Origin of the sequence: Shewanella sp. 10N.286.45.A1 (assembly GCF_041470405.1) — a bacterium.
Lineage (GTDB): Bacteria > Pseudomonadota > Gammaproteobacteria > Enterobacterales > Shewanellaceae > Shewanella.
In genome coordinates this window covers 1-20394 of sequence record NZ_JBFRMK010000200.1, presented here as the reverse complement: position 1 = coordinate 20394, position 20394 = coordinate 1, and the positions used below count along the sequence as shown (strand labels likewise).

Sequence of the window (20394 nt, the reverse complement as noted above, 5' to 3'; positions counted from 1 at the left end):
ATACCAGATTGCTTTTGATCTCTCATCCAGTTAATTGACGCATCTAACATGTGCTTAAAGCGCGCTAAATCACTCTTATTGGCTAAATCACCGTGACCAGGAATAACGATTGTCTTATCTGTCATATCACGTAACGCTTTAGCGACATTATCTCGATAACCTTCCACGTCACCGCCGGCTTTTAGATCGATATAAGGAAATTTGTCTTTAAAGAACAGGTCACCCATATGCACTATGTTGGCTTTACTCCATATAACAACACTATCGCCGTCTGTGTGACCGGGTCCCATATGGCGCACTTTTAAAGCATCATCATTAAAGTGCACGGTTATACCATGATCATAGGTAATTACTGGCAGTGCTTCAGGCGTAGTTTGTTCGTCTGATGCAAGGCGTTTAAGCACATTATGGTGGGCCATGATGGTACCAGTGCTGCCAAAGTGAGTATTGCCGCCGGTATGATCGCCATGATAATGCGTGTTGATGATGAACTTTGGACTACCTGCTTGGATCTCACTTAACGCCGCTGATATTTTATCGGCAAGTGGAGCAAATTGGTCATCAATCATCAGCAGACCATCATTCCCAACCGATACGCCAATATTACCGCCTGCACCAACAAACATGTAAACGCTGTCGCTTAGCTTGATTGGTTTAATCTCTACATCTTTAAATCTATCATTGGCGATCACACTATTGGTGATAAGTGCTGCCGCAAGTAGGGCGCTGTAACTTAGCATTTTGGTTGCGCGTTTAAATGATATGTTCATAGTATCGACCTTATTGATTGAATTTACTTATTTAAGCAAATAAGACTGATGTTACAGAGTTGTTGTGCAGATTGCATTAATGACATTCAACACATCTGATCTGCAGGGATGGAGGGGATGCCTTATAGCATGTCAGGAATATGCTAGGCCATGTGGTTTGCAACGAGTGAAAAGCATAGTTGTGCTACGATTAAGCTGGTTAACACAGCATCATAATCGATAAAACTCGCCATTCTGGAGCGTTTTGTGCTGCCTATTTCGGTGTTGAACAACTTTACAAGGAACAACCATTCTTTCAGTTATTCGCCTTGAATTAGTTTGCCAAAAACAGCTCTGAGTTGGTCAAATTCTTATATTGATTGGTATCACTATAAAAAAACCGAATACTATTGCGAGTATTCGGTTTGAGGGCTTGTGCAGTTTGCGCTAATCAGCAGGTGTACCAATTAACTTGAACTTCACTTTTTATTTAGCGAGTAAACCACGGCTGCGAAGCAATGGATCAATGCCAGCTTCTTTACCACGGAACTGCTTATACAGTTTCATAGGATCTTCGCTACCGCCTTGCGACAGGACGTTATCTCTAAAGGCATCAGCAGTCGCTTTGTCAAAAATACCATTCTCTTTAAACGCTTCAAATGCATCAGCACCTAAGATATCTGACCAAAGGTAGCTGTAGTAACCAGCCGAGTATCCACCAGAGAAGATGTGCGAGAAGTAAGTACTGCGGTAACGTGGCGCAATCTCACTGATCAATCCCATTTTGTTAAGCGATTCTGCTTCAAATTTAGCAGCATCTTTTGGCATGAAGTCAGTCACTGTATGCCAATCCAGGTCAAGCTTAGTTGCAGCCATGTACTCTACAGTTGCAAAACCTTGGTTAAACTTGCTTGCAGCTTGGATTTTCTTTACAAGCTCTTGTGGGATCACTTCGCCTGTTTTGTAATGCTTAGCAAACTGAGCCAATACTTCCGGTTGTGTCATCCAGTTTTCCATCACTTGTGATGGGAACTCAACGTAGTCGCGTGGGACTGACGTACCTGCTTGAGAGCGGTACTCAACATCAGACAACATACCATGTAGCGCATGACCAAATTCATGGAATAGGGTGCTAGCTTCATCGAATGTTAATAGTGCTGGCTCGTTGCCCACTGGGCGAGGGTAGTTAAGAACGTTCACAATGATTGGCTTAGACTCAACGCCGTTCATGTTGTACTGCTGACGATATGAGTTCATCCAAGCACCACCGCGTTTGCTGTCGCGTACGTAATAGTCACCCATAAAGATCGCCATTAACTCGCCATCTTTGTCGTAGACTTCCCATGTACGCACTTCATCATTGTACTTGGGTAGATCGGTACGCTCTTTCACTGTAATGCCGAATAAGCGATTGGCGGTATAGAATACGCCCTTAAGGGTATTTTCTAGTGAGAAGTAAGGGCGTGTTTGTTGCTCATTAAAGCTGTACTTAGCGACACGGATCTTGTCCGAGTAGTACCACCAATCCCAGCCTGCAAGCTTAAAATTACCGCCTTCAGAATCAATTAACGCTTGCATGTCGGCAACTTCAGCTTCAGCTTGTGCTAACGCAGCAGGCCATACTTTGTTCAGCAAGCCGTACACGTTTTCAGGCGTTTGTGCTGTGCGCTCTTCAAGTACAAAATGAGCGTGAGTTTTGTAACCCATTAGCTGTGCACGTTCTGCACGCAATGCCGCCATTTTTGCAAGGATCTTTTTATTATCGTGTGCGTTATTGTTGTTACCGCGCTCTACATAACCATTATAGATTTTCTCGCGCAGTTCGCGGTTATCGGCATAAGTTAAAAATGGTGTGATTGAAGGACGTGAAGTAGTAAACACCCATTTACCTTCATGGCCACGTTTTGTCGCCGTTTGCGCTGCAACGCTTATCACATCTTCTGGTAAACCTGCTAAATCGGCTTTAGTGTCGATAATAAGTTCGAATGCATTGGTTTCAGCCAGCAGGTTGTCACCAAACTCTAAGCTTAGTTTACCGATTTGCTCGTTGAGTGCGCGCAGTTTGGTTTTGTCGGCATCGCTTAAGTTAGCGCCGCCACGAGTGAAAGATTTATAGGTATCTTGTAATAATTTTGCTTGAGCAACATTTAAGTTAAGTGAATCACGTTGGTCGTAGACGGCTTTAACTTTTTGAAACAGTGCGTCGTTTAGCAATACGTCATCACCAGCGGCAGAAAGCATAGGTGACACTTCTTTCGAGATAGCTTGAAGCTGCTCGTTGGTGTCTGCACCTGTTAAGTTATAGAAAACGCTGGCAACTTTACTGGTTAGCTCACCTGAAAACTCCATCGCTTCGATGGTGTTTGCAAAGGTCGGCGCGTCAGGGTTATCAATTATCGCCTGAATCTCAGCTTTATGCTGTGCGATACCTGCTTTAAAAGCGGGCAGGTAGTGTTCAGGTTTAATTTTTGAAAAATCAGGGATCCCGAAATAGGTGTCATAAGGCTTAAAGAATGGGTTACTCGCATTGTTTTCAATGATTTGCTGAGCAACAACATTTGGCGCCGTTTGGTTATCAGTAGAGTTAGTTGCGCTGCTACATGCGCCAAGAGAAAGTGTGATTGCAATAGCTGCAACCAATGGTTTGAGGGTTAATCCCTTCATATTTTAAATCCCCGAATTTTTGCTTGTTTTAATTATCGCCAATATCTTTGCATTGACGTTAACATCATTAAATATCACGGTTATAGGTATTAAATCTATTAAAAATGCGTATTGTTTGTAACAAATGTTTTGAGTGGCTATTTTTTATAACTTTACCTATAAAAGTTGTGGCAAACTGAGTTGGTTTTCAACCGATAATAATAAAATGGACATCCATGAAACGTTTAACTTTACTGTTTATCACTCTACTTTCTCTTCCTTGTATTGCGATTGAATCTCAATCAGACAAAATTGCTAATTACGCTGTTGCCCAATATGGCGACGATATGGTTGCTAGCCTCGCAACCTTAGTACAGTTCAATACGGTAGCGGTTAATGGACTGACACCGGATACTAATCCAGAGTTTGTTGGATTTAAACGTGAACTGAAAAGCTTAAGTGAGCAACTAGGTTTAGATTACGTTGATCACGGCTATGTGATTTTGATAGGACTTGGCCAACAAGATGACAAACTTGGAGTGATCACTCATGGTGATGTGCAACCTGCTAACCCAGCATTGTGGCAACAAAGCCCATATTTATTGGATATGGCATCCGAACCCGGAAAACTTATTGGCCGCGGCACCGAAGATGATAAAGGACCAATCGTGACTGCGATGTATGCGATGAAGTCTATTAAAGACAAGCAGATAAAACTTAATAAACGAATAGAGTTGATGGTTTACATGGCGGAGGAGTCCGACTGGGAGCCGCTTAAAGAGTTTTTGAAGACATTCACTCCCGCTAACATCAACATCACTATCGATGCTGAATACCCCGTTGTGACCGCCGAGAAGGGCTGGAGCAAAATCGAATTTGTGATCCCAAGTGTTGATGTGGAAGCTGCAAATAAGGGGACTGCCACTCTTGAGCGCTTCTCTGGTGGCTACTTTGGTAGCCAAGTACCTCAACAAGCTCAGGCAGAGATTAGTTTTGCAGCCGAGGGCTTAATTCAGCAGTTAAAGGTTGCAGCTAAAGCTCAATCAGCAATGACATATCGTTTTGAGCAAAACGGTTCGACAGTCGTTATTTTTGCCGATGGTAAAGCCGCCCATTCTTCAACACCTGAAGATGGTGTCAATGCAGTTACTCATCTGGCGCAGCTGCTCGCTATCCATCAGTGGCCTAAAAACACTGCATCACTTACACAGCAATTTATCCATGAAATGGTTGGCATGGGAATTTATGCAGAGCAGTTTGGTGATATTGCATATAAAGATGATTTTATGGGGCCGATGAGTTTAGCGCCTACCATCGTGAAAACAGGTAAGCAGGGCACACAAGTAATGATTAATCTGCGTCGGCCGATAGGCAAGACGCCAGAGCGACTCGACCGCCAGACTCATGAAGCACTGGAGCGTTGGCAGCAAAAACATCAAGTTAAGTTAGCAAAGGTAGAAACCTATTGGGGAAAGCCTATGGTGATGCAAGATGCGCCACATCTTAATACACTGCTCGATGTCTATTCTCATTTTACCGGGGTGAAAGATCCGCAACCGGTTGCTATTGGCGGTTCAACCAACAGTAAATTGTTCCCTAACGCATTGAGCTTTGGTCCTGCTATGCCAGGCGTTGAGTATACAGGTCACACTGAAAATGAATTTATTACCTATGAGCAGTTTATGCTTAACCTGAAAATGTACAGTGCGGCTTTTGTTGAGTTAGCTAAGTAATAGGCACGCTAGTAAGCAAAAGAGGGCTTAGGTTAGTGATTAAAGATAGATTACTGCTAGCGGTAGTAAAACTATTTTACAGTTCTACTTAAAGCCTGCAGGGGAGTTAGGTATAATCCCCGCTCTTTATCGTTAACTGAGCTGTATATGATATATTCAACACTGATTATATCAACAGCTAGTAATAGCTATATACGTAAGTGCTTACGAGAGCGCTTTCGTGTTGAGCCTGAATTTGAGTTTGGTAAGTAATAGATGACAGAACAGACCATAGAAGCAACTTCGCTGAGCATACTTGCTCTAGATACATGTACGGAGTCTTGCTCTGCTGCGTTAACCCATAATCGTCAAGTGTATAGCGAGCAAGCAGATGCACCACGTGAGCACAGCCAAAGGTTATTGCCGATGGTTAAGTCAGTGTTATCTCAAGCTGATATCAAGTTGAGTGATGTTGACTTAATCGCCTATGGTCGAGGCCCTGGCAGTTTTACCGGGATCAGGATCTGTACCAGTATCACCCAAGGTTTAGCGTTGGGACAATCACTGCCTGTCATTGGGATCTCAACCCTTGCTACCATGGCACAAGCTGCCATTGAAGCCGGAGCCGAACAGGTTTTAGCTGCTATTGATGCACGTATGGGTGAAGTTTATTGGGGGCAATTTGTTGCTGTTGATGGCATTGCCACTTTAGTGAACGAAGAGGTTGTTAGTGCACCAGAATCGATAGTGTTAAGCTTGGATGAAACGCAAACGATTACTGCCTGCGGTACTGGTTTTGATGCCTATCCACAAATACTGGAAATGGCTGGTGGCCTTACGGTATGTGAGCTTGCTAAATTCCCAGATGCTAAATATATGGCGATATTAGCGCAACAAGGATATCTAAACGGCTTGAGCACCAGTGTTGATGAGCTCAAGCCTGTCTATTTGCGTGATACCGTAACCTGGAAAAAGTTACCAGGAAAAGAATGATCTGAATTCATGCTGATGACTCATGAGGCAGTGATTTAATAAGTTAAGGACGATTGGATGCAAATTAATTCAAGTCAACTTACCGCTTCTAAAGTTGAAGTCAATAAGTCGATAGGAACTAATCAGCCTAGTGCTGTGTTGGTTGATGCTGCCGATCCAGTGCGGCCTATCCAAGCACAGCAGTCCTACCAATTTAACGAGTATAACGAAGATGAAGCTGCGCTAAAATCTCGACTGGGTGCTCATATAGAATATGAGAATGATACCCGTGGCCATCGGGGGGCTGTCGCTGAGTATCTTACTAATCAGCATGCCGCCAAACGCGAAGAGATCCAACAGATGGTAGGCATCGATACCTATGCCTAGTAATTTTGAGCACACACTCGCTAGCGGTGCTAATCAATCTAAAGCACCAACTTCATCTGGTACCCCTAGTAGAGGCCGATTCTTTCTCGAATTATTAGTGGCTTTTCTAGTCACAAAACTACCGTTTGTGAGTGTGCCGTTTAAATGGCTCGAGAGCTACTTTCATGAGTTATCACATGGTTTAGCGACACTTTTCACCGGTGGAGCCGTTAGTCATATTCAGCTGTTTCCTAATGGTGCAGGGCTTTGCTTTAGCCAAGGTGGCTGGTCGTTAGCCATTGGCTTTGCGGGTTATTTTGGTGCAGCGTTATGGGGCTATCTGATTTTTACATTTGCCACCTGGCCTAAGGGGATCCGTTTTAGCTTCGGCCTGTTAGGCGCGGGCGTTATCTTAACGACTTTACTATGGGCGAGAGATCTACTGACGATTTCGATTCTAGTGTCGCTCGCACTGCTATTTTTAATGCCGTTAAAACTCAATCTTAATCGATACTTAGCTACCAGTTTACGCATTATGGGCTTAATGGTTATTTTAAATGCATTGGCGAGTCCTACCGTATTATTTGGCCTTGAAGGGCAGGGTGATGCCAATATGCTTGCCCAGCAGAGTTGGATCCCCGCTTGGGCCTGGGTACTCGTTTGGCTTGCTACGAGTGCGTTTATGCTATTTCTATGTTGGCGTCGAGTGGACCGCCAAGCAGAAAAACGCCAGCTTAAATAATATAACAAAGTGTAAATCTCTGTTTCTTAGGCTTGGATTTTAACCTATTGACTGTTAGGTTGATGCCAGCCTTTATATGGAGATATCGAATGAAAATGAATACCCTCGCAGCCAGCATTATTCTTACAAGCGCATTTGGCTTATCAACACTAAGTGCTACAGCAAATGCACATGTTCACGGCAATGCCGCGCTAGATGCCGCTGTAACGAGTGACTTTCGCCAAAGCAAAAATTCAGCCCGTGATACCTACCGCCACCCCAAAGAGACCATTGAGTTTTTTGGCGTAGAGCCTTCAGATACGGTTATTGAGTTATGGCCTGGTGGAGGCTGGTATGCAGAAATACTGGCGCCTTATCTTGCAGAGAAAGGCCATTATATTGGTGGAAATTTTAATGCCAATCCCGAAGATGAAAAGCAGCGCAATGGCTACCGAGCCAAGGCGGGCAAAAAGTTTGAAAAGTGGATCGTAGACAATCAAGCTAAACTGGGTAACGCCTCTACGGTCACTTTTGACCCGCCTAGCTTTTACGCTATGGGCAAGGATAACAGTGCTGACGTCGTCTTGACCTTCAGAAACCTACATAACTGGGCAATGAAAGGGTATTTAGAGCCTGTATTTGATTCAGCTTATAAAGTGCTTAAATCTGGTGGTACATTTGGTATCGTTGAGCATCGTGCTAATCCGGGTATGGACGCTAAGACAGGTTATATGGATCAAGCACAGATGATAAAGTTAGCGGAAAAAGTTGGCTTTACCTTTGTTGAAAGCTCAGAGATTAATGCTAATGCCAAAGATACTAAAGATTACCCTAAGGGTGTTTGGACCTTGCCACCACGTTTAGCGCTTGATGATCAAGACAAAGAAAAGTATCTCGCAATTGGTGAAAGCGATAGAATGACGCTGAAATTCATCAAAAAATAATAGGCGATATGGACAAGTCCTGTGAGCAAGCGAAAGAGATAACGATTCAATTACCCCATATCAAATTAGCTGCAAAGTTGTGGGGTTCGCAGGACAAACCATTAATATTGGCGTTGCATGGTTGGTTAGACAACGCCAATAGTTTTCTTCCTTTAAGTCAGTGTTTAACTGACTATCAAATCATGGCTATCGATTGGCCCGGTCATGGCCTATCTGAGCATCGCCCTGGTAAATATCCGCTGCATTGGATTGATTACCTCTATGATTTAGATGCGCTGTTAACAGCGCTGCCTGCGCATCAACAACCTACAGCCATATTAGGACACTCCTTAGGTGGCATCATTGCATCTGCTTACACGGCTGCATTCCCAGAAAAAGTAGCAAGCTTAGTGTTAGTCGAAGCATTGTCGCCCCTCTATGAAAAAGAGAGTAAAGTAAGGCAGCGTCTAAACAATAGCTTTAAATCCCACCGACGTTATCTGCAAGTTGAGGCTAAAAACAGCAATGTTTATCGGGACATTTCCGTCGCTGTCAATGCTCGTCATAAACTTACTGCGTTAGATGTGGCATGGTGCGAAATTCTAACTCAACGCAATATGAAAAAGCTTGATTCTGGAGTAAGCTGGCGCAGTGATCCCCGCTTAAAATTAGATTCCCCATTGAGACTCGCTTATTCCCAAGTTGATGCGTTAATGCAGGCACATGAAGTCGATACATTGTTGATTCTGGGTAACCAAGGATTCTCTCAACTAAGCAGTGCCATTCCAACTGCGAAACGTTGGTTCAATCAGCTTGAAGTCGAGGAAATTGAGGGAGATCATCATCTTCACATGGGCAGTGCGAAAGCGGTTTCATTTGCCATTGATAGATTCCTTAAAGCCAAAGGCTGAAAAAGGGGCTAGGTTTTTCGTTACATATATGTGATGATAATCAAAATTTAAACGCTTGTATGATTTATTAGCGTTTCTTATAAATATAAAGATTTGACAGTGTTTAGCTTGTTTATTGGCAAGCTGCAAACGACCGTTGAGGTATTGTTTCCCTTAGGTGGAAATATTAGGAGATTTTTGTGGATCAACTTTGGATTAATAACCTGCCAGACGATGTGCCTTCTGAAATAAATGTAGAGCAATATGCTTCGTTAGTGGATCTATTTGAAACATCGGTTTCTAAATATGCTGATCAGCCTGCATTTGTGAATATGGGGGCAACGTTAACTTATCGTAAATTAGAAGAGCGAAGCCGCGCATTTGCTGCATACTTGCAAAATGAGTTGAAGCTGAATAAAGGTGATCGTGTTGCCATTATGATGCCAAATTTATTGCAATATCCAATTGCTCTGTTTGGCATATTACGCGCAGGCATGGTTGTGGTTAACGTTAATCCGCTATACACACCTAGAGAGCTTAAGCACCAATTGACCGACTCTGGTGCCAAAGCGATTGTGGTAGTGTCTAATTTTGCTCACACATTAGATAAAGTCGTTGCAGAGACCCCTGTTGAAAGCGTTATTTTAACCGGCTTAGGCGATCTGTTGAGCGCGCCTAAACGTACCGTGGTTAATTTTGTCGTAAAGTATATTAAGAAGATGGTGCCTAAATACCATCTTCCGCAAGCTATTTCGATGCGAAAAGCGTTATCGAAAGGGCGACGTATGCAATATGTTAAACCTGTCGTTAAAAAAGATGATTTAGCTTTCTTGCAGTACACCGGTGGTACAACAGGCGTGTCGAAAGGTGCCATGCTGAGTCACGGCAACGTGGTCAGTAACTTACTGCAAGCTGACGCGGCATACGGTTCGTTACTGGTTAACGGTAAAGAGTTCGTTGTCACTGCACTGCCGCTTTATCATATTTTCGCGTTAACAGTTAACTGCTTGTTGTTCATACACAAAGGTGCGAATAACCTGTTAATTACTAACCCAAGGGATCTACCTGCTTTTATAAGCGAGCTAGATAAACACCCTTTCACAGCACTAACGGGGGTCAACACTCTGTTTAATGCACTGGTTAACTCTGAAGAGTTTACTAAGCTAGATTTCACCGATCTTAAATTGTCTATTGGTGGCGGTATGGCAGTGCAACGTGCAGTAGCCGATAAATGGCAAGGGATCACTAAAACCCGTCTGTTAGAAGGTTATGGTCTTACTGAAGCATCACCATTGGTCACTTGCTGCCCTTATAACTTAGAGGGTTACAATGGCTCTATTGGTTTCCCCGTTTCTAACACTGATATTCAAGTCAGAGATGAAGAGGGTAAGGTTCTTGCTCAAGGAGAGACCGGTGAGTTGTTTGCTAAAGGACCACAGGTCATGGTCGGTTACTGGAATCGACCAGAAGAGACGGCAAATGTTATCGATGAAACTGGCTACCTCGCGACGGGTGACATCGGTTATATGGATGAGAAAGGTTTCTTCTTTATTGTCGACCGTAAAAAGGACATGATTTTAGTTTCTGGTTTTAATGTATTCCCGAACGAAGTCGAAGAGGTTGTCGCTTTGCATCCAAAAGTCATTGAAGTGGCGGCCGTTGGCGTACCTCATGAGGTTTCGGGTGAGCTTGTAAAAGTATTTGTGGTCGCAAATGATAAATCTTTAACCAAAGAGGATATTATCAAGCACTGCCGTGAACATTTGACGGGATATAAAATCCCTAAGCTGGTAGAATTTAGAGACGAACTGCCTAAAACGAACGTAGGTAAAATTCTACGTCGTGAATTGAGAGATGAAGCTAAGAGCGATTAACTGCGATTAGTTCTTTCATAAAAGAGTGGTAGTTGCCACTTTTTATAGACTAAAGCCGGCGTAAGCCGGCTTTTGCATTATTTGGTCGAGTTAAGCTTATTTCAGGATTTTGGAGAAGACTTTGTTAGCGTTTCAATATATTGACGATGATACCAGTTTAGCGGCGCTAGTAGCGCAATACCGTGAAGCCAAATTACTGGTGATTGACACTGAATTTGTCAGAACTCGTACTTATTACGCTCGCCTAGGGCTTATTCAAGCTTACGACGGCAAAACCCTCGCCCTGATCGATCCGCTAGCAGTGAGCAATCTCGACCTGTTTTGGGCTTTATTGACCGATGACAATATCATTAAGCTACTCCACTCTTGCAGCGAAGATTTAGAAGTTTTTGCAAAGAATGGAGCTTGCCAACCCAATAAACTGTTTGATAGCCAAATTGCTGCTGGCCTTTGTGGTATGGGTTACGGGCTAGGTTATGCAAAGTTAGTTGAGCAAACACTGGATATAACGCTTGATAAGGGCGAGTCTCGTACCGATTGGTTGAAACGACCATTGAGCGAAGCACAGTTAAATTATGCCGCAAACGATGTTTACTATCTGTACGAGCTATATCCACAACTGGTTGAGAAACTAGAATCGCAGGGAAGGTTAGATTGGGTCTATGAAGATGGTGAGCGTATGACCCAAGGTCGTCTAGATGCCCCCGATCCTGAAGTTGCATACCTTAAAGTCAAAAATGCATTCCAGCTGTTGCCACGACAGTTAGCAGTGCTAAAAGCGTTAGCGGATTGGCGCCTTAAACGTGCACTGATTAAAGATTTAGCGCTTGGGTTTGTCGTCAAAGATCACGCTTTGATTGCACTGGCTAAAAAGATGCCTAAGAACAGTAACGATCTGTATAAATTGACCGAACTTACCGAGCAAGAGAAACGCATTCATGGTAAAGAACTGGTTAAAATTATCGCCAATGTTAGTTTTGAAGAACTACCCAAACCATTGGATGTACTTGCATTAAAAACAGGCTACAAAGCGGCTTTCAAAAGCATTAAGCAGTGTATTGTCGAGCAAGCAGAAGTGCAGAACGTACCGATAGAGCTACTTGGTTCAAAGAAGTTGATCCATGAATACTTACAATGGGTATGGGATGGTAAAACAACAGAGAAACCGTTAATACTCAGTGGTTGGCGTGAAGCTATTGTCAGTGATGCGCTTAATGACCTTAAGCTATAACGGTTAAGGGTTATTAGTGGTCGATTGAATAAAAAACACCCGCGAAAAGCGGGTGTTTTTACTTGAATAGTAACTTAACCAGTAACTTAAAGTTAGCTCTGCTCAGGCAAAGTCACATTAAGCTCAAGTACTGATAGGTTGTCGTCATTCTGATCAAGTTGCACAGACACTTGGTCTGCGCCCACTTTTACATATTTACGAATGACCTCAATGATCTCCTGCTTCATCTGCGGAAAATAATCGGGGGCATCTCTTTCGCCACGTTGATGAGCAACAATGATCTGCAAACGTTCTTTGGCTGTTGCAGCAGTACTCGGTTTCTTCTTCGTTTTAAAATAATCAAGTAATGACATAATTAGCTACCAAAAATTCGTTTTAAGAAACCTTTCTTCTCTTCCGTAAGGAACCGGAAAGGCAGTTCTGCACCTAGTAAGCGCTCGACAGCATCGCTATAAGCCATCCCTGCGTCGCTCTCATTATCAATAATAACAGGTACGCCAGAGTTTGACGCTTTAAGTACTGCTTGTGACTCAGGAATAACGCCCAAAAGCGGTATCGCAAGGATCTCTTCTACATCTTCTACGCTAAGCATTTCACCCGTTGTTACGCGTGCAGGCGAGTAACGAGTCAGTAATAGAAATTCTTTAACTGGCTCAAGGCCTTCTTCAGCGCGCTTAGATTTGCTTTGTAGCATACCTAAAATACGGTCTGAATCTCGGACAGAGCTCACTTCTGGGTTAGTTGTCACAATGGCCACATCAGCAAAGTAGAGCGCCATCATTGCGCCTGTTTCAATCCCCGCTGGTGAATCACAAATAATGTACTCGAAATCCTTTGCCAAGTTATCCAGTACTGTTCCAACCCCTTTTTTGGTTAAGGCATCTTTATCGCGAGTTTGGGAGGCTGGTAGAACAAACAACTTAGGGCATCGTTTGTCTTTAATCAGTGCTTGGTTTAGATTTGCTTCACCATTAATGACATTGACAAAATCATAAACGACTCGTCGCTCACAACCCATAATTAAATCGAGATTACGTAGGCCGATATCGAAATCAATCACTACGGTTTTATGGCCTTTTAATGCTAGGCCAGTTGCAATAGCTGCACTTGAGGTTGTTTTCCCCACACCGCCTTTTCCAGACGTGACAACAATAATTTGCGCCATTTATTATTCCTTTTTATTTGCGCTCTTACAGAGGCAATGATTCAACCGTAAGCGAGTCGCCCTCTAGGCGAATACAACCACTCTGTGCGGCTTCGTTTTGCTGAAGATGTTCAGTTAACCAGTATTGACCAGCAATCGATACCAGTTCTGCTTCAATTTTTTGTGCCACTATCACAGCGTTTCTATCACCGGCTGCGCCAGCCATAGCTTTGCCGCGCAATGCACCATAGACATGGATACTGCCATCAGCGATAACTTCGGCGCCATTACCGACTGCGCCTATGACGATAAGATCGCCGTTTTTCGCATAAATTTGCTGACCAGAACGGACGTTCTGTTTGACGATTTTAGTGGTCTTTGGCATTTGAGGTTGGTTAGTCGCCGCTTTTCCCGATTTAACAATGGCTAATCCAATTGATTTAGCCATTTCATTAATAACAGGCAATGCGCTGGTGATACCAACAACAATAAGTTGGCGACTGGTTAAAATCTCTTTTAAACCTAAAAGGTCGAAGTCACTGGCTTTAATCGCACTTAAATTAACCACTAAAGGCGCACCAAGAAAAAACTGAGGTGCAATCGCAAGTTTACTGTCTAATTCCGTTGCTATAACCGCCATATCTTGGCTATTAATATGCAGCACAGAAAGCGTAAAAGAGGAGCCTTTTAATTCGAGGCTGGGTGTTTGCATTCCTGTATGACTCTCTAGAAAAATTCAGCGTAACGCTGATATCCATTAAATTACCGCCAAACCCAGCATTTTCGGGCAGAACGGGTATATTCCTAACAGTCCATGTTATAGTGTGCCGCATAAGCTGGCAAGTTGAATAGTCTGGAAATTGAGTCGTATATGATCTGTGCTGTGTATAAAAGTTTAAGAAAAGCGGATAGCTATCTTTTTGTTGAAAAACGTAATGAATTTGAACGAGTTCCTGAGGCATTGATGGCAATGTTTGGTGAGCCGCAATTGGTGATGATGTTGCCAATTGATAAGCGTGACCACCTCGGTTTTGCCGACATCAAAAAAGTTAAAGCTGAACTGAATGATAAAGGATTTTATTTACAGTTACCGCCACCTGTGGTTAATTTGTTAGAACAACATAAGAAAGACATTGGTTTTAACCCCGAATAACAGTATTTAATTTTGGGGTAAGGGAATATTTATGCTACTGAGTAAGCAAGCTTTGACATTAACCTGTGGGTTAGTGCTCTCTTTTAACGCGATAGCAAGTGAAACAACGAGTGCAAACAAAGGTAGTTTTAGCGAATACGTCGCTCAACTGAAACTTGAAGCTGCAGAGCAAGGCGTCACAGAGCAGACCATCAATGATGTTTTTCCCAAAATAAAGATGTTTAAAAAGGCTGTTGCGTCAGACAAAGCACAGCCTGAAACAAAATTGACTCTTGAAACTTACCTACCAAGGGTAGTGCCTGACTGGAAAGTTGAGAAAGCGCGCAACCTATATAAGACTCATCAAGTAGAACTTGAGAGGATCGGTAAGTTATACGGGGTGCAGCCGCGTTTTATTGTTGCTTTATGGGGCGTAGAGTCCAATTTTGGCAAGTTAACGGGCAGTTACCCAGTATTATCAGTCACGGCTTCATTAGCTTATGAAGGACGTCGTGAAGCCTTCTTTAAGAAAGAGTTTTTTGCAGCGTTGAAAATAGCTGAAGAGCAGCAATTTACCTTTGAACAGATGAAAGGTTCATGGGCTGGAGCGATGGGGCAAACTCAGTTTATGCCAACTTCATTCCTCGCTTATGCTCAGGATGGTGATGGCGATGGTAAAAAAGACATTTGGAATAATACTAGCGATGCGTTTGCATCAGCGGCTTACTACCTACAGCAAGCGGGTTGGAAAGAATCTGAAACTTGGGGCCGGCAGGTTAAAACTCCCAATGATTTTGACGCTAAGCTCGCCGACTTAGGCGTTAAAAAGAGCTTTGCACAATGGCAAACTCTAGGCGTAAGGCGATTTGACGGCAGTGACCTGCCAAATCGAGATGATATGATGATCTCTATGGTGATGCCTGATGGCGAACAAGGTCGTAAGTATTTAGTGTACGATAACTACCGCGGATTACTGCGCTGGAATAAGTCGAACTACTTCGCTATTTCAGTTACTTATCTATCAGAAAGAATTAAATACCCGCCGATCGGCTAAACTTAATGTTGCAGTGTAAAGTGTCATCAGTAGCGGCTAATTAGCCGCTATTTTTATGTTTAGCCTGCAATACTGTTTTGTCACACTCTTCTTTTCTGCCATTACCAACTGTGATTCTCACAACCATTGCAAATGAACATAGGTGCAACGGGAGCATTGGCTGGTGTACAATAGCGCTTCTTTTGAATTGAACCGAGTTGTAAGTTTTAGCATGGCATTTTGGAATGAAAAAACATTAGCAGAGATGAACACTACTGAGTGGGAGTCCTTGTGTGATGGATGTGGTAAGTGTTGTCTCAATAAGTTGATTGACGATGAAACTGAACAGCTTTACTACACCAATGCAGCCTGTTTGTTATTAGATGCTAAGCAGGGTCATTGCAAGAGTTATGAGCAACGCTTTAGTTCAGTGCCGACTTGCACTAAGGTGACCATGGATAACTTAGCAATGCTAACTTGGTTACCGGATAGCTGTTCATACAGAAGGTTAAATGAAGGACGAGGGCTACCTAGTTGGCATCCTCTTAAGACGGGCTCTAAAGAGGCAATGATTGAAGCTGGAATGTCAGTAGCGGGTAAGGTCACTTGTGAAACAAAAATTCGCGACATCGAAGATCACATCGTTATCTGGCCAATGAAAGACGTTGAGTGATAGCAAGCGAATAAAAAATGCCGACAAGATTAACTTGTCGGCATTTTTTATTTTACTTCAGTAACGATAAAGTACTAAAGAGGGTATTAAGCTCTTACTTTAGTCATATCAACATAAAGTTTAAGTGTTTGCCCAGGCTGAATATATTTACTTTTTTCTAGCGAGTTCCAACGAACAAGATCACTGACCTTAACGTTGAATTTACTGGCTATTCTGGCGAGAGAGTCACCGCTGCGTACCTTATAGTTAACGGTACGCATCACTTCCTTTAATCCCTGATTACTAGCGGTACTGTTGCCAGTCCAAATGACTAACTTTTGCCCGATCTGCAATGGATCTTTAGGTGCCATACTATTCCAGCTTGCAAGCTGAGAGGTTTTGACTTTGTGCTGCTTCGCAATTTTCCAAAACGAGTCACCAGACTTAACGGTGTAGTTCAGTTTTTGTTGACCGCGAGTCTTATTCTGCTTACGGTTTTTACGTTGGTCGGCTGAAAGTAGGTACTCATCTAAATTTTTCGCGGCAACGGGAATAAGTAGGAACTTACCGGCAACAATAGTATTACCATTAATATCATTGACTGACTTTAACGCTGATACGGTTGTACGATAGCGTTTAGCGATAAGCCCTAAGCTGTCGCCAGATTTTATCTTATAACGTTCCCAATTAAGTCTTTCATTGGTTTTGGTGTCGTTAAGCGCTATTTTGAACGCTGACGCTTTCTCAACCGGTAACACTAAATTATGTGGTCCATCAGGTGCAGTCGCCCAGCGGTTAAAGCCTGGGTTAAGTTTATGCAGTTCTGATGTGGTCATTCCGGCAATGTCAGCGGCTAAAGCTAGATCAATTTGACTGCCAATCTCTACCACTTCAATCTGTGGTTCATTGCTAATCGGCGTTAATGTAATGCCGTATTTATCGGCATTTTTGATCACATCTGCTAGCGCCAAAAGTTGTGGTACATAGCGCTCGGTTTCACGGGGTAGGTTTAAGTGCCAAAAGTCAGTTGGTATGCCTTTACGCTTGTTACGCTTAGCAGCATTAATGACACGGCCTTCACCGGTATTGTAAGCTGCAATCGCATATAACCAGTTATCGCCGGTTTTGTCGTACAAATACTCAAGCATATCAAGTGCAGCAACGGTTGCAGCTGGTACATCTCTGCGACCGTCATACCACCAGTTCATCTGCAGGCCAAAGTGACGTGCCATTGGTGAGGTAAATTGCCATAAACCTGATGCTGCGCCGTGTGAATAGGCAAATGGGTCAAATGCGCTTTCTACAATCGGTAATAATGCCAGCTCTATTGGCAAGTTACGTTTCTCTAACTCTTCAACGATTAAGTACATAAAAGGCGTAGCACGCTCTGATACACGTATTAGGTGTTGCGGGTGCTTGATATACCAATCGCGGTACTGTCTAACCAATTTTTCATCTGGAATATCCATCTTAAGCTCTAGACGAATACGCTCCCAAATATCGGTCACCTCGACAACTTCGGCGACTTCGGGCTTAACAGGTTCTGGGGTGACTTTCTCTGCGACGACAGGTGTAACAGTTGGTCCTTCAGGAGTCGTTTGGTTGCTTAAGTTTTGGCAACCTGTCAGCAGGGCAATCCCCCCTGCGACAAATAAAATGGGTACGCGCATCTAAAATGTGTGTCCTTTATTTAGGCCCAAAAAAACCAGACTCTATCTGGCTTAGCGGCACTGGATTAGCGAGACATTGTAGAGTATTTTTTAAAAGTTGTCTTTCCATTGACGCAGAAGTGCAAAGCAATTCACGTCACTTTTTATAGGTTGTTGGAATTGCTCAACTAAAGATTGTTGAATTTCGGTGCTATGGCAACGTAAAAAAGGGTTTATCGCTTTTTCTTGGGCTATAGTCGATGGCAAAGTCGGTGTATTACTCGCTCTTAGTTGCTGTGAATGGTGAGTGTATTGTTGAAGTTGTAGGTTGCTAGGGTCAACTCGATTCGCAAAGCGAAGATTCGCCAACGTGTACTCATGGGTACAATAGACTTTTTTATCATCTCCAACCTGCGTCAGTCGTGTTAACGATGTCAGCATTTGCTGTGGCGTTCCTTCAAACAAACGGCCACAACCCGCGCTGAAAAGCGTATCGCCGCAAAAAAGTGCATCTTCTATTACATAGGCAATATGGCCCAGTGTGTGTCCAGGCACTTCAATCACTTCTGCTTTAAGGTCAATACCTTGTAGTGTTAAGCTTGTACAAGCTGGTAGCGGGTTATTAACCCCTTCAATATTTTCCAGTGAAGGTCCATAAACTGGGGTATTACTGCCATAATAGCTTAGGAGCTTGGCGATACCACCTGTGTGGTCATGATGGTGATGAGTGATAAGCACTCCAAGAAGCGGGATCTGTTTATCGCTCAAGAACTGAATCACCACATCGGCATCACCGGGATCGACAACATAGGCACCACTAATATTTGAGGTTTGAATAGCCCATATATAGTTATCATCAAAGGCAGGTAATGGTGTGACAGTTAACATAATCAGTCCTAATAATTTGAGCGCTAAAACAAGTTTACTTAGAATAGCTATTGTTTGTACATGGCTTTCGTTATTAAAGTAGAACATCAGCAACTTAGGAGGTGGCATTGACTCATTCAGGCGTTCCGCTAAAACCCTATCATTGGTCAGAATTACCAAATGGTCAGGTGATCCGTGAAAGTATTGAAGAAGCAATGTTTTCGTGGTGGCCGAGAGTATTCGGTTATTACATGCTAAGCCTTGGGCCATTGAGCGCCAAGATTGATAAAACAGGCGTTGGGGTCAGTTGTCACTACTCTTTGTTCGATGAGCCTGAAGCAGACATATTAGCTGACTACAGTCAGTTGCCGATCCAAAATGCCAGTGTCGATGTGGTGGTAATGAATTTTTTATTGGAGTTTGAAACCGATCCCTATCGTTTGTTGCGCGAAGTCGACCGGGTGTTGATTTCTGGTGGTCACCTTATTATTGCTGGCTTTAACCCGTTAAGTCCGATGTTTATCGGTAAAATGCTGCCCAAATACCAGCAGGAGATCCCTTGGAATGGTCGCTTCTTTATGCCGTCGCGAGTTAAAGATTGGTTAGGCCTTTTGGGTTACCAAGTGGTAGCGGACGAGCGTTTGTTACACCATCATCTGCTAAAAGAACTTAAAACAGACAGCATTTGGTCACACGCGTTGAAATCGTGGTTACCCAGTAGTGGTAGTGTTTATGTGTTGGTGGCCAGAAAGCTTGAAACACCACTGACTCCAGTTAGATCCAAGCGCAAAGTTAAACAACCAAATTGGTCAACGGCGCCAACAGCAGGGCGTACTGGACATACTTCTCAATCTTCAAAATAATGGATTTATACAATTAATGCGTATCACTTTAAAACAACTCGCCATATTTGAAGCCGTCGCTCGCAGTGGCCAAGTGGCAAAAGCTGCTGAAATGGTTAACCTGTCATCTCCAGCAGCCTCGATGGCGCTATCTGAACTAGAGAAACAGCTTGATGCTCGGTTATTCGAGCGAATTGGCAACCGACTCCGATTGAACTCCCAAGGCAGTATGTTGTTACCATTGGCGACAGACGTATTGCAAAAAATTGATCAAATAGAACATGCATTTTCGCCAGCAGGAAGTGAGCTAGGTGGGGATCTAAATGTGAGTGCCAGCTCGACCATTGGTAACTATTTATTGGCAAAAAGTGCAGTGGCATTTTGTCAGCAGCATACCAATACACTGGTTAATGTTGATATTGATAACAGCCAAGCGGTCATCAACGCTGTGCTCGAATTTAGAAGTGAAATGGGCTTTATTGAAGGGCAATGCCTCGATAGTCGCATTGCTGTTGAAGCGTGGCATAAAGACAGTTTGCTTATTTTCTGTCATCCAGCACATCCGCTAGCGGGTAAGACGGTAACGCCAAATCAATTAGCAGATCAGCCTTGGGTGATGAGAGAAGAGGGCTCTGGCACGAGAGATTACTTTGTTAATGCCGCCAATATGCTTGATATGCAGCCGCAAGAAAAGTTTCGTTTCTCAACCCCTGACGCCATTAAGCAGGCCGTTAAACAGGGCGCTGGTTTAGGCGTATTGTCAGAGTTAACGCTTGAGAAAGAGATCAGTCGTAAAGAACTGGCAGTTATCAATGTCGAAGGGTTATTGCTTGAACGAAAGTTTTATCGAATCCATCATAAGAGTCGTAATTTTACTGCTATCGGCGCGGCGTTTATTGCTTTTTGCCAAGATTTTTTAAACACCGATAGCTAGGGGCTGTTGATCTTTCGAGCTTAGTTTTTGTTCGAATTCAATTATTTTAGTACAAGGCTT

General features: G+C 43.3%; 20 protein-coding genes. 13 read left to right on the top strand and 7 right to left on the bottom strand.

Features of this window, described 5'->3' with window-relative positions; translation table 11 throughout:
• On the bottom strand, window positions 1-770 hold a 770-nt coding region (locus AB4238_RS14825; RefSeq protein ID WP_372034119.1), incomplete at its 3' end, for an MBL fold metallo-hydrolase.
• A gap of 465 nt (window positions 771-1235) precedes the next feature.
• Complete coding sequence (locus tag AB4238_RS14820; RefSeq protein ID WP_372034118.1) at window positions 1236-3413, bottom strand: M3 family metallopeptidase; 2178 nt, start codon at window positions 3411-3413, stop codon at window positions 1236-1238.
• Window positions 3414-3628: 215 nt separating this feature from the next.
• Between AB4238_RS14820 and AB4238_RS14815 the strand changes: the two genes are divergently transcribed.
• The 8 genes from AB4238_RS14815 to rnd all read left to right on the top strand — a co-directional run bounded on the left by AB4238_RS14815 (window position 3629) and on the right by rnd (window position 12081).
• The gene (locus AB4238_RS14815; protein WP_372034117.1) at window positions 3629-5125 is read left to right on the top strand and encodes a dipeptidase; all 1497 of its coding nucleotides are present in this window, start codon (window positions 3629-3631) and stop codon (window positions 5123-5125) included.
• Window positions 5126-5380: 255 nt separating this feature from the next.
• Window positions 5381-6097, top strand: coding sequence for a tRNA (adenosine(37)-N6)-threonylcarbamoyltransferase complex dimerization subunit type 1 TsaB (gene tsaB, locus AB4238_RS14810; protein ID WP_372034116.1), 717 nt, complete (start codon window positions 5381-5383; stop codon window positions 6095-6097).
• A 57-nt stretch (window positions 6098-6154) separates the two neighbouring features.
• Complete coding sequence (locus AB4238_RS14805) at window positions 6155-6463, top strand: hypothetical protein (protein WP_372034115.1); 309 nt, start codon at window positions 6155-6157, stop codon at window positions 6461-6463.
• A complete protein-coding gene (locus tag AB4238_RS14800) occupies window positions 6456-7184 on the top strand; it encodes a M50 family metallopeptidase (protein WP_372034114.1) in 729 nt (242 codons plus the stop codon). Before AB4238_RS14805 ends, AB4238_RS14800 begins: the two co-directional genes overlap by 8 nt.
• Before the next feature lie 89 nt (window positions 7185-7273).
• On the top strand, window positions 7274-8107 hold the full coding sequence (locus AB4238_RS14795; protein WP_372034113.1) for a class I SAM-dependent methyltransferase: 834 nt from the start codon (window positions 7274-7276) through the stop codon (window positions 8105-8107).
• A gap of 8 nt (window positions 8108-8115) precedes the next feature.
• Window positions 8116-8997, top strand: coding sequence for an alpha/beta hydrolase (locus AB4238_RS14790; protein WP_372034112.1), 882 nt, complete (start codon window positions 8116-8118; stop codon window positions 8995-8997).
• Window positions 8998-9176: 179 nt separating this feature from the next.
• Window positions 9177-10850 carry a long-chain-fatty-acid--CoA ligase FadD gene (gene fadD, locus AB4238_RS14785; protein ID WP_372034111.1) on the top strand — a complete coding sequence of 558 codons (1674 nt, stop codon included), beginning with the start codon at window positions 9177-9179 and terminating at the stop codon, window positions 10848-10850.
• A gap of 121 nt (window positions 10851-10971) precedes the next feature.
• Window positions 10972-12081: a ribonuclease D gene (gene rnd / locus AB4238_RS14780; protein ID WP_372034110.1), complete on the top strand. Its 1110-nt coding sequence runs from the start codon at window positions 10972-10974 to the stop codon at window positions 12079-12081.
• Between the two features lie 92 nt (window positions 12082-12173).
• Here rnd and minE read toward each other — a convergent pair whose 3' ends face one another.
• The 3 genes from minE to minC are packed head-to-tail and all read right to left on the bottom strand — an operon-like array spanning window position 12174 to window position 13937.
• On the bottom strand, window positions 12174-12434 hold the full coding sequence (minE, locus tag AB4238_RS14775) for a cell division topological specificity factor MinE (protein ID WP_020912397.1): 261 nt from the start codon (window positions 12432-12434) through the stop codon (window positions 12174-12176).
• Between the two features lie 2 nt (window positions 12435-12436).
• Window positions 12437-13246, bottom strand: a complete 810-nt coding sequence (minD, locus tag AB4238_RS14770; RefSeq protein WP_372034109.1) for a septum site-determining protein MinD — start codon at window positions 13244-13246, stop codon at window positions 12437-12439.
• 25 nt (window positions 13247-13271) lie between these two features.
• Window positions 13272-13937, bottom strand: a complete 666-nt coding sequence (minC, locus tag AB4238_RS14765; protein WP_372034108.1) for a septum site-determining protein MinC — start codon at window positions 13935-13937, stop codon at window positions 13272-13274.
• 159 nt (window positions 13938-14096) lie between these two features.
• Between minC and AB4238_RS14760 the strand changes: the two genes are divergently transcribed.
• The 3 genes from AB4238_RS14760 (at window position 14097) to AB4238_RS14750 (ending at window position 16063) form a co-directional block, all read left to right on the top strand.
• Window positions 14097-14378 carry a YcgL domain-containing protein gene (locus tag AB4238_RS14760; protein WP_372034120.1) on the top strand — a complete coding sequence of 94 codons (282 nt, stop codon included), beginning with the start codon at window positions 14097-14099 and terminating at the stop codon, window positions 14376-14378.
• Between the two features lie 31 nt (window positions 14379-14409).
• Window positions 14410-15411, top strand: coding sequence for a lytic transglycosylase domain-containing protein (locus AB4238_RS14755; protein ID WP_372034107.1), 1002 nt, complete (start codon window positions 14410-14412; stop codon window positions 15409-15411).
• A gap of 211 nt (window positions 15412-15622) precedes the next feature.
• Window positions 15623-16063 carry a YcgN family cysteine cluster protein gene (locus AB4238_RS14750; RefSeq protein WP_372034106.1) on the top strand — a complete coding sequence of 147 codons (441 nt, stop codon included), beginning with the start codon at window positions 15623-15625 and terminating at the stop codon, window positions 16061-16063.
• 86 nt (window positions 16064-16149) lie between these two features.
• Here AB4238_RS14750 and AB4238_RS14745 read toward each other — a convergent pair whose 3' ends face one another.
• Entirely contained in the window at window positions 16150-17712 is a 1563-nt protein-coding gene (locus tag AB4238_RS14745; protein WP_372034105.1) for a LysM peptidoglycan-binding domain-containing protein, read from the bottom strand.
• Window positions 17713-17802: 90 nt separating this feature from the next.
• Complete coding sequence (gloB, locus tag AB4238_RS14740; protein ID WP_372034104.1) at window positions 17803-18579, bottom strand: hydroxyacylglutathione hydrolase; 777 nt, start codon at window positions 18577-18579, stop codon at window positions 17803-17805.
• Window positions 18580-18686: 107 nt separating this feature from the next.
• Here gloB and AB4238_RS14735 point away from each other — a divergent pair, with 107 nt between their 5' ends.
• Window positions 18687-19421, top strand: coding sequence for a class I SAM-dependent methyltransferase (locus AB4238_RS14735; RefSeq protein ID WP_372034102.1), 735 nt, complete (start codon window positions 18687-18689; stop codon window positions 19419-19421).
• Window positions 19422-19437: 16 nt separating this feature from the next.
• Window positions 19438-20334 carry a LysR substrate-binding domain-containing protein gene (locus AB4238_RS14730; RefSeq protein WP_372034101.1) on the top strand — a complete coding sequence of 299 codons (897 nt, stop codon included), beginning with the start codon at window positions 19438-19440 and terminating at the stop codon, window positions 20332-20334.
• Window positions 20335-20394: the final 60 nt, after the last annotated feature.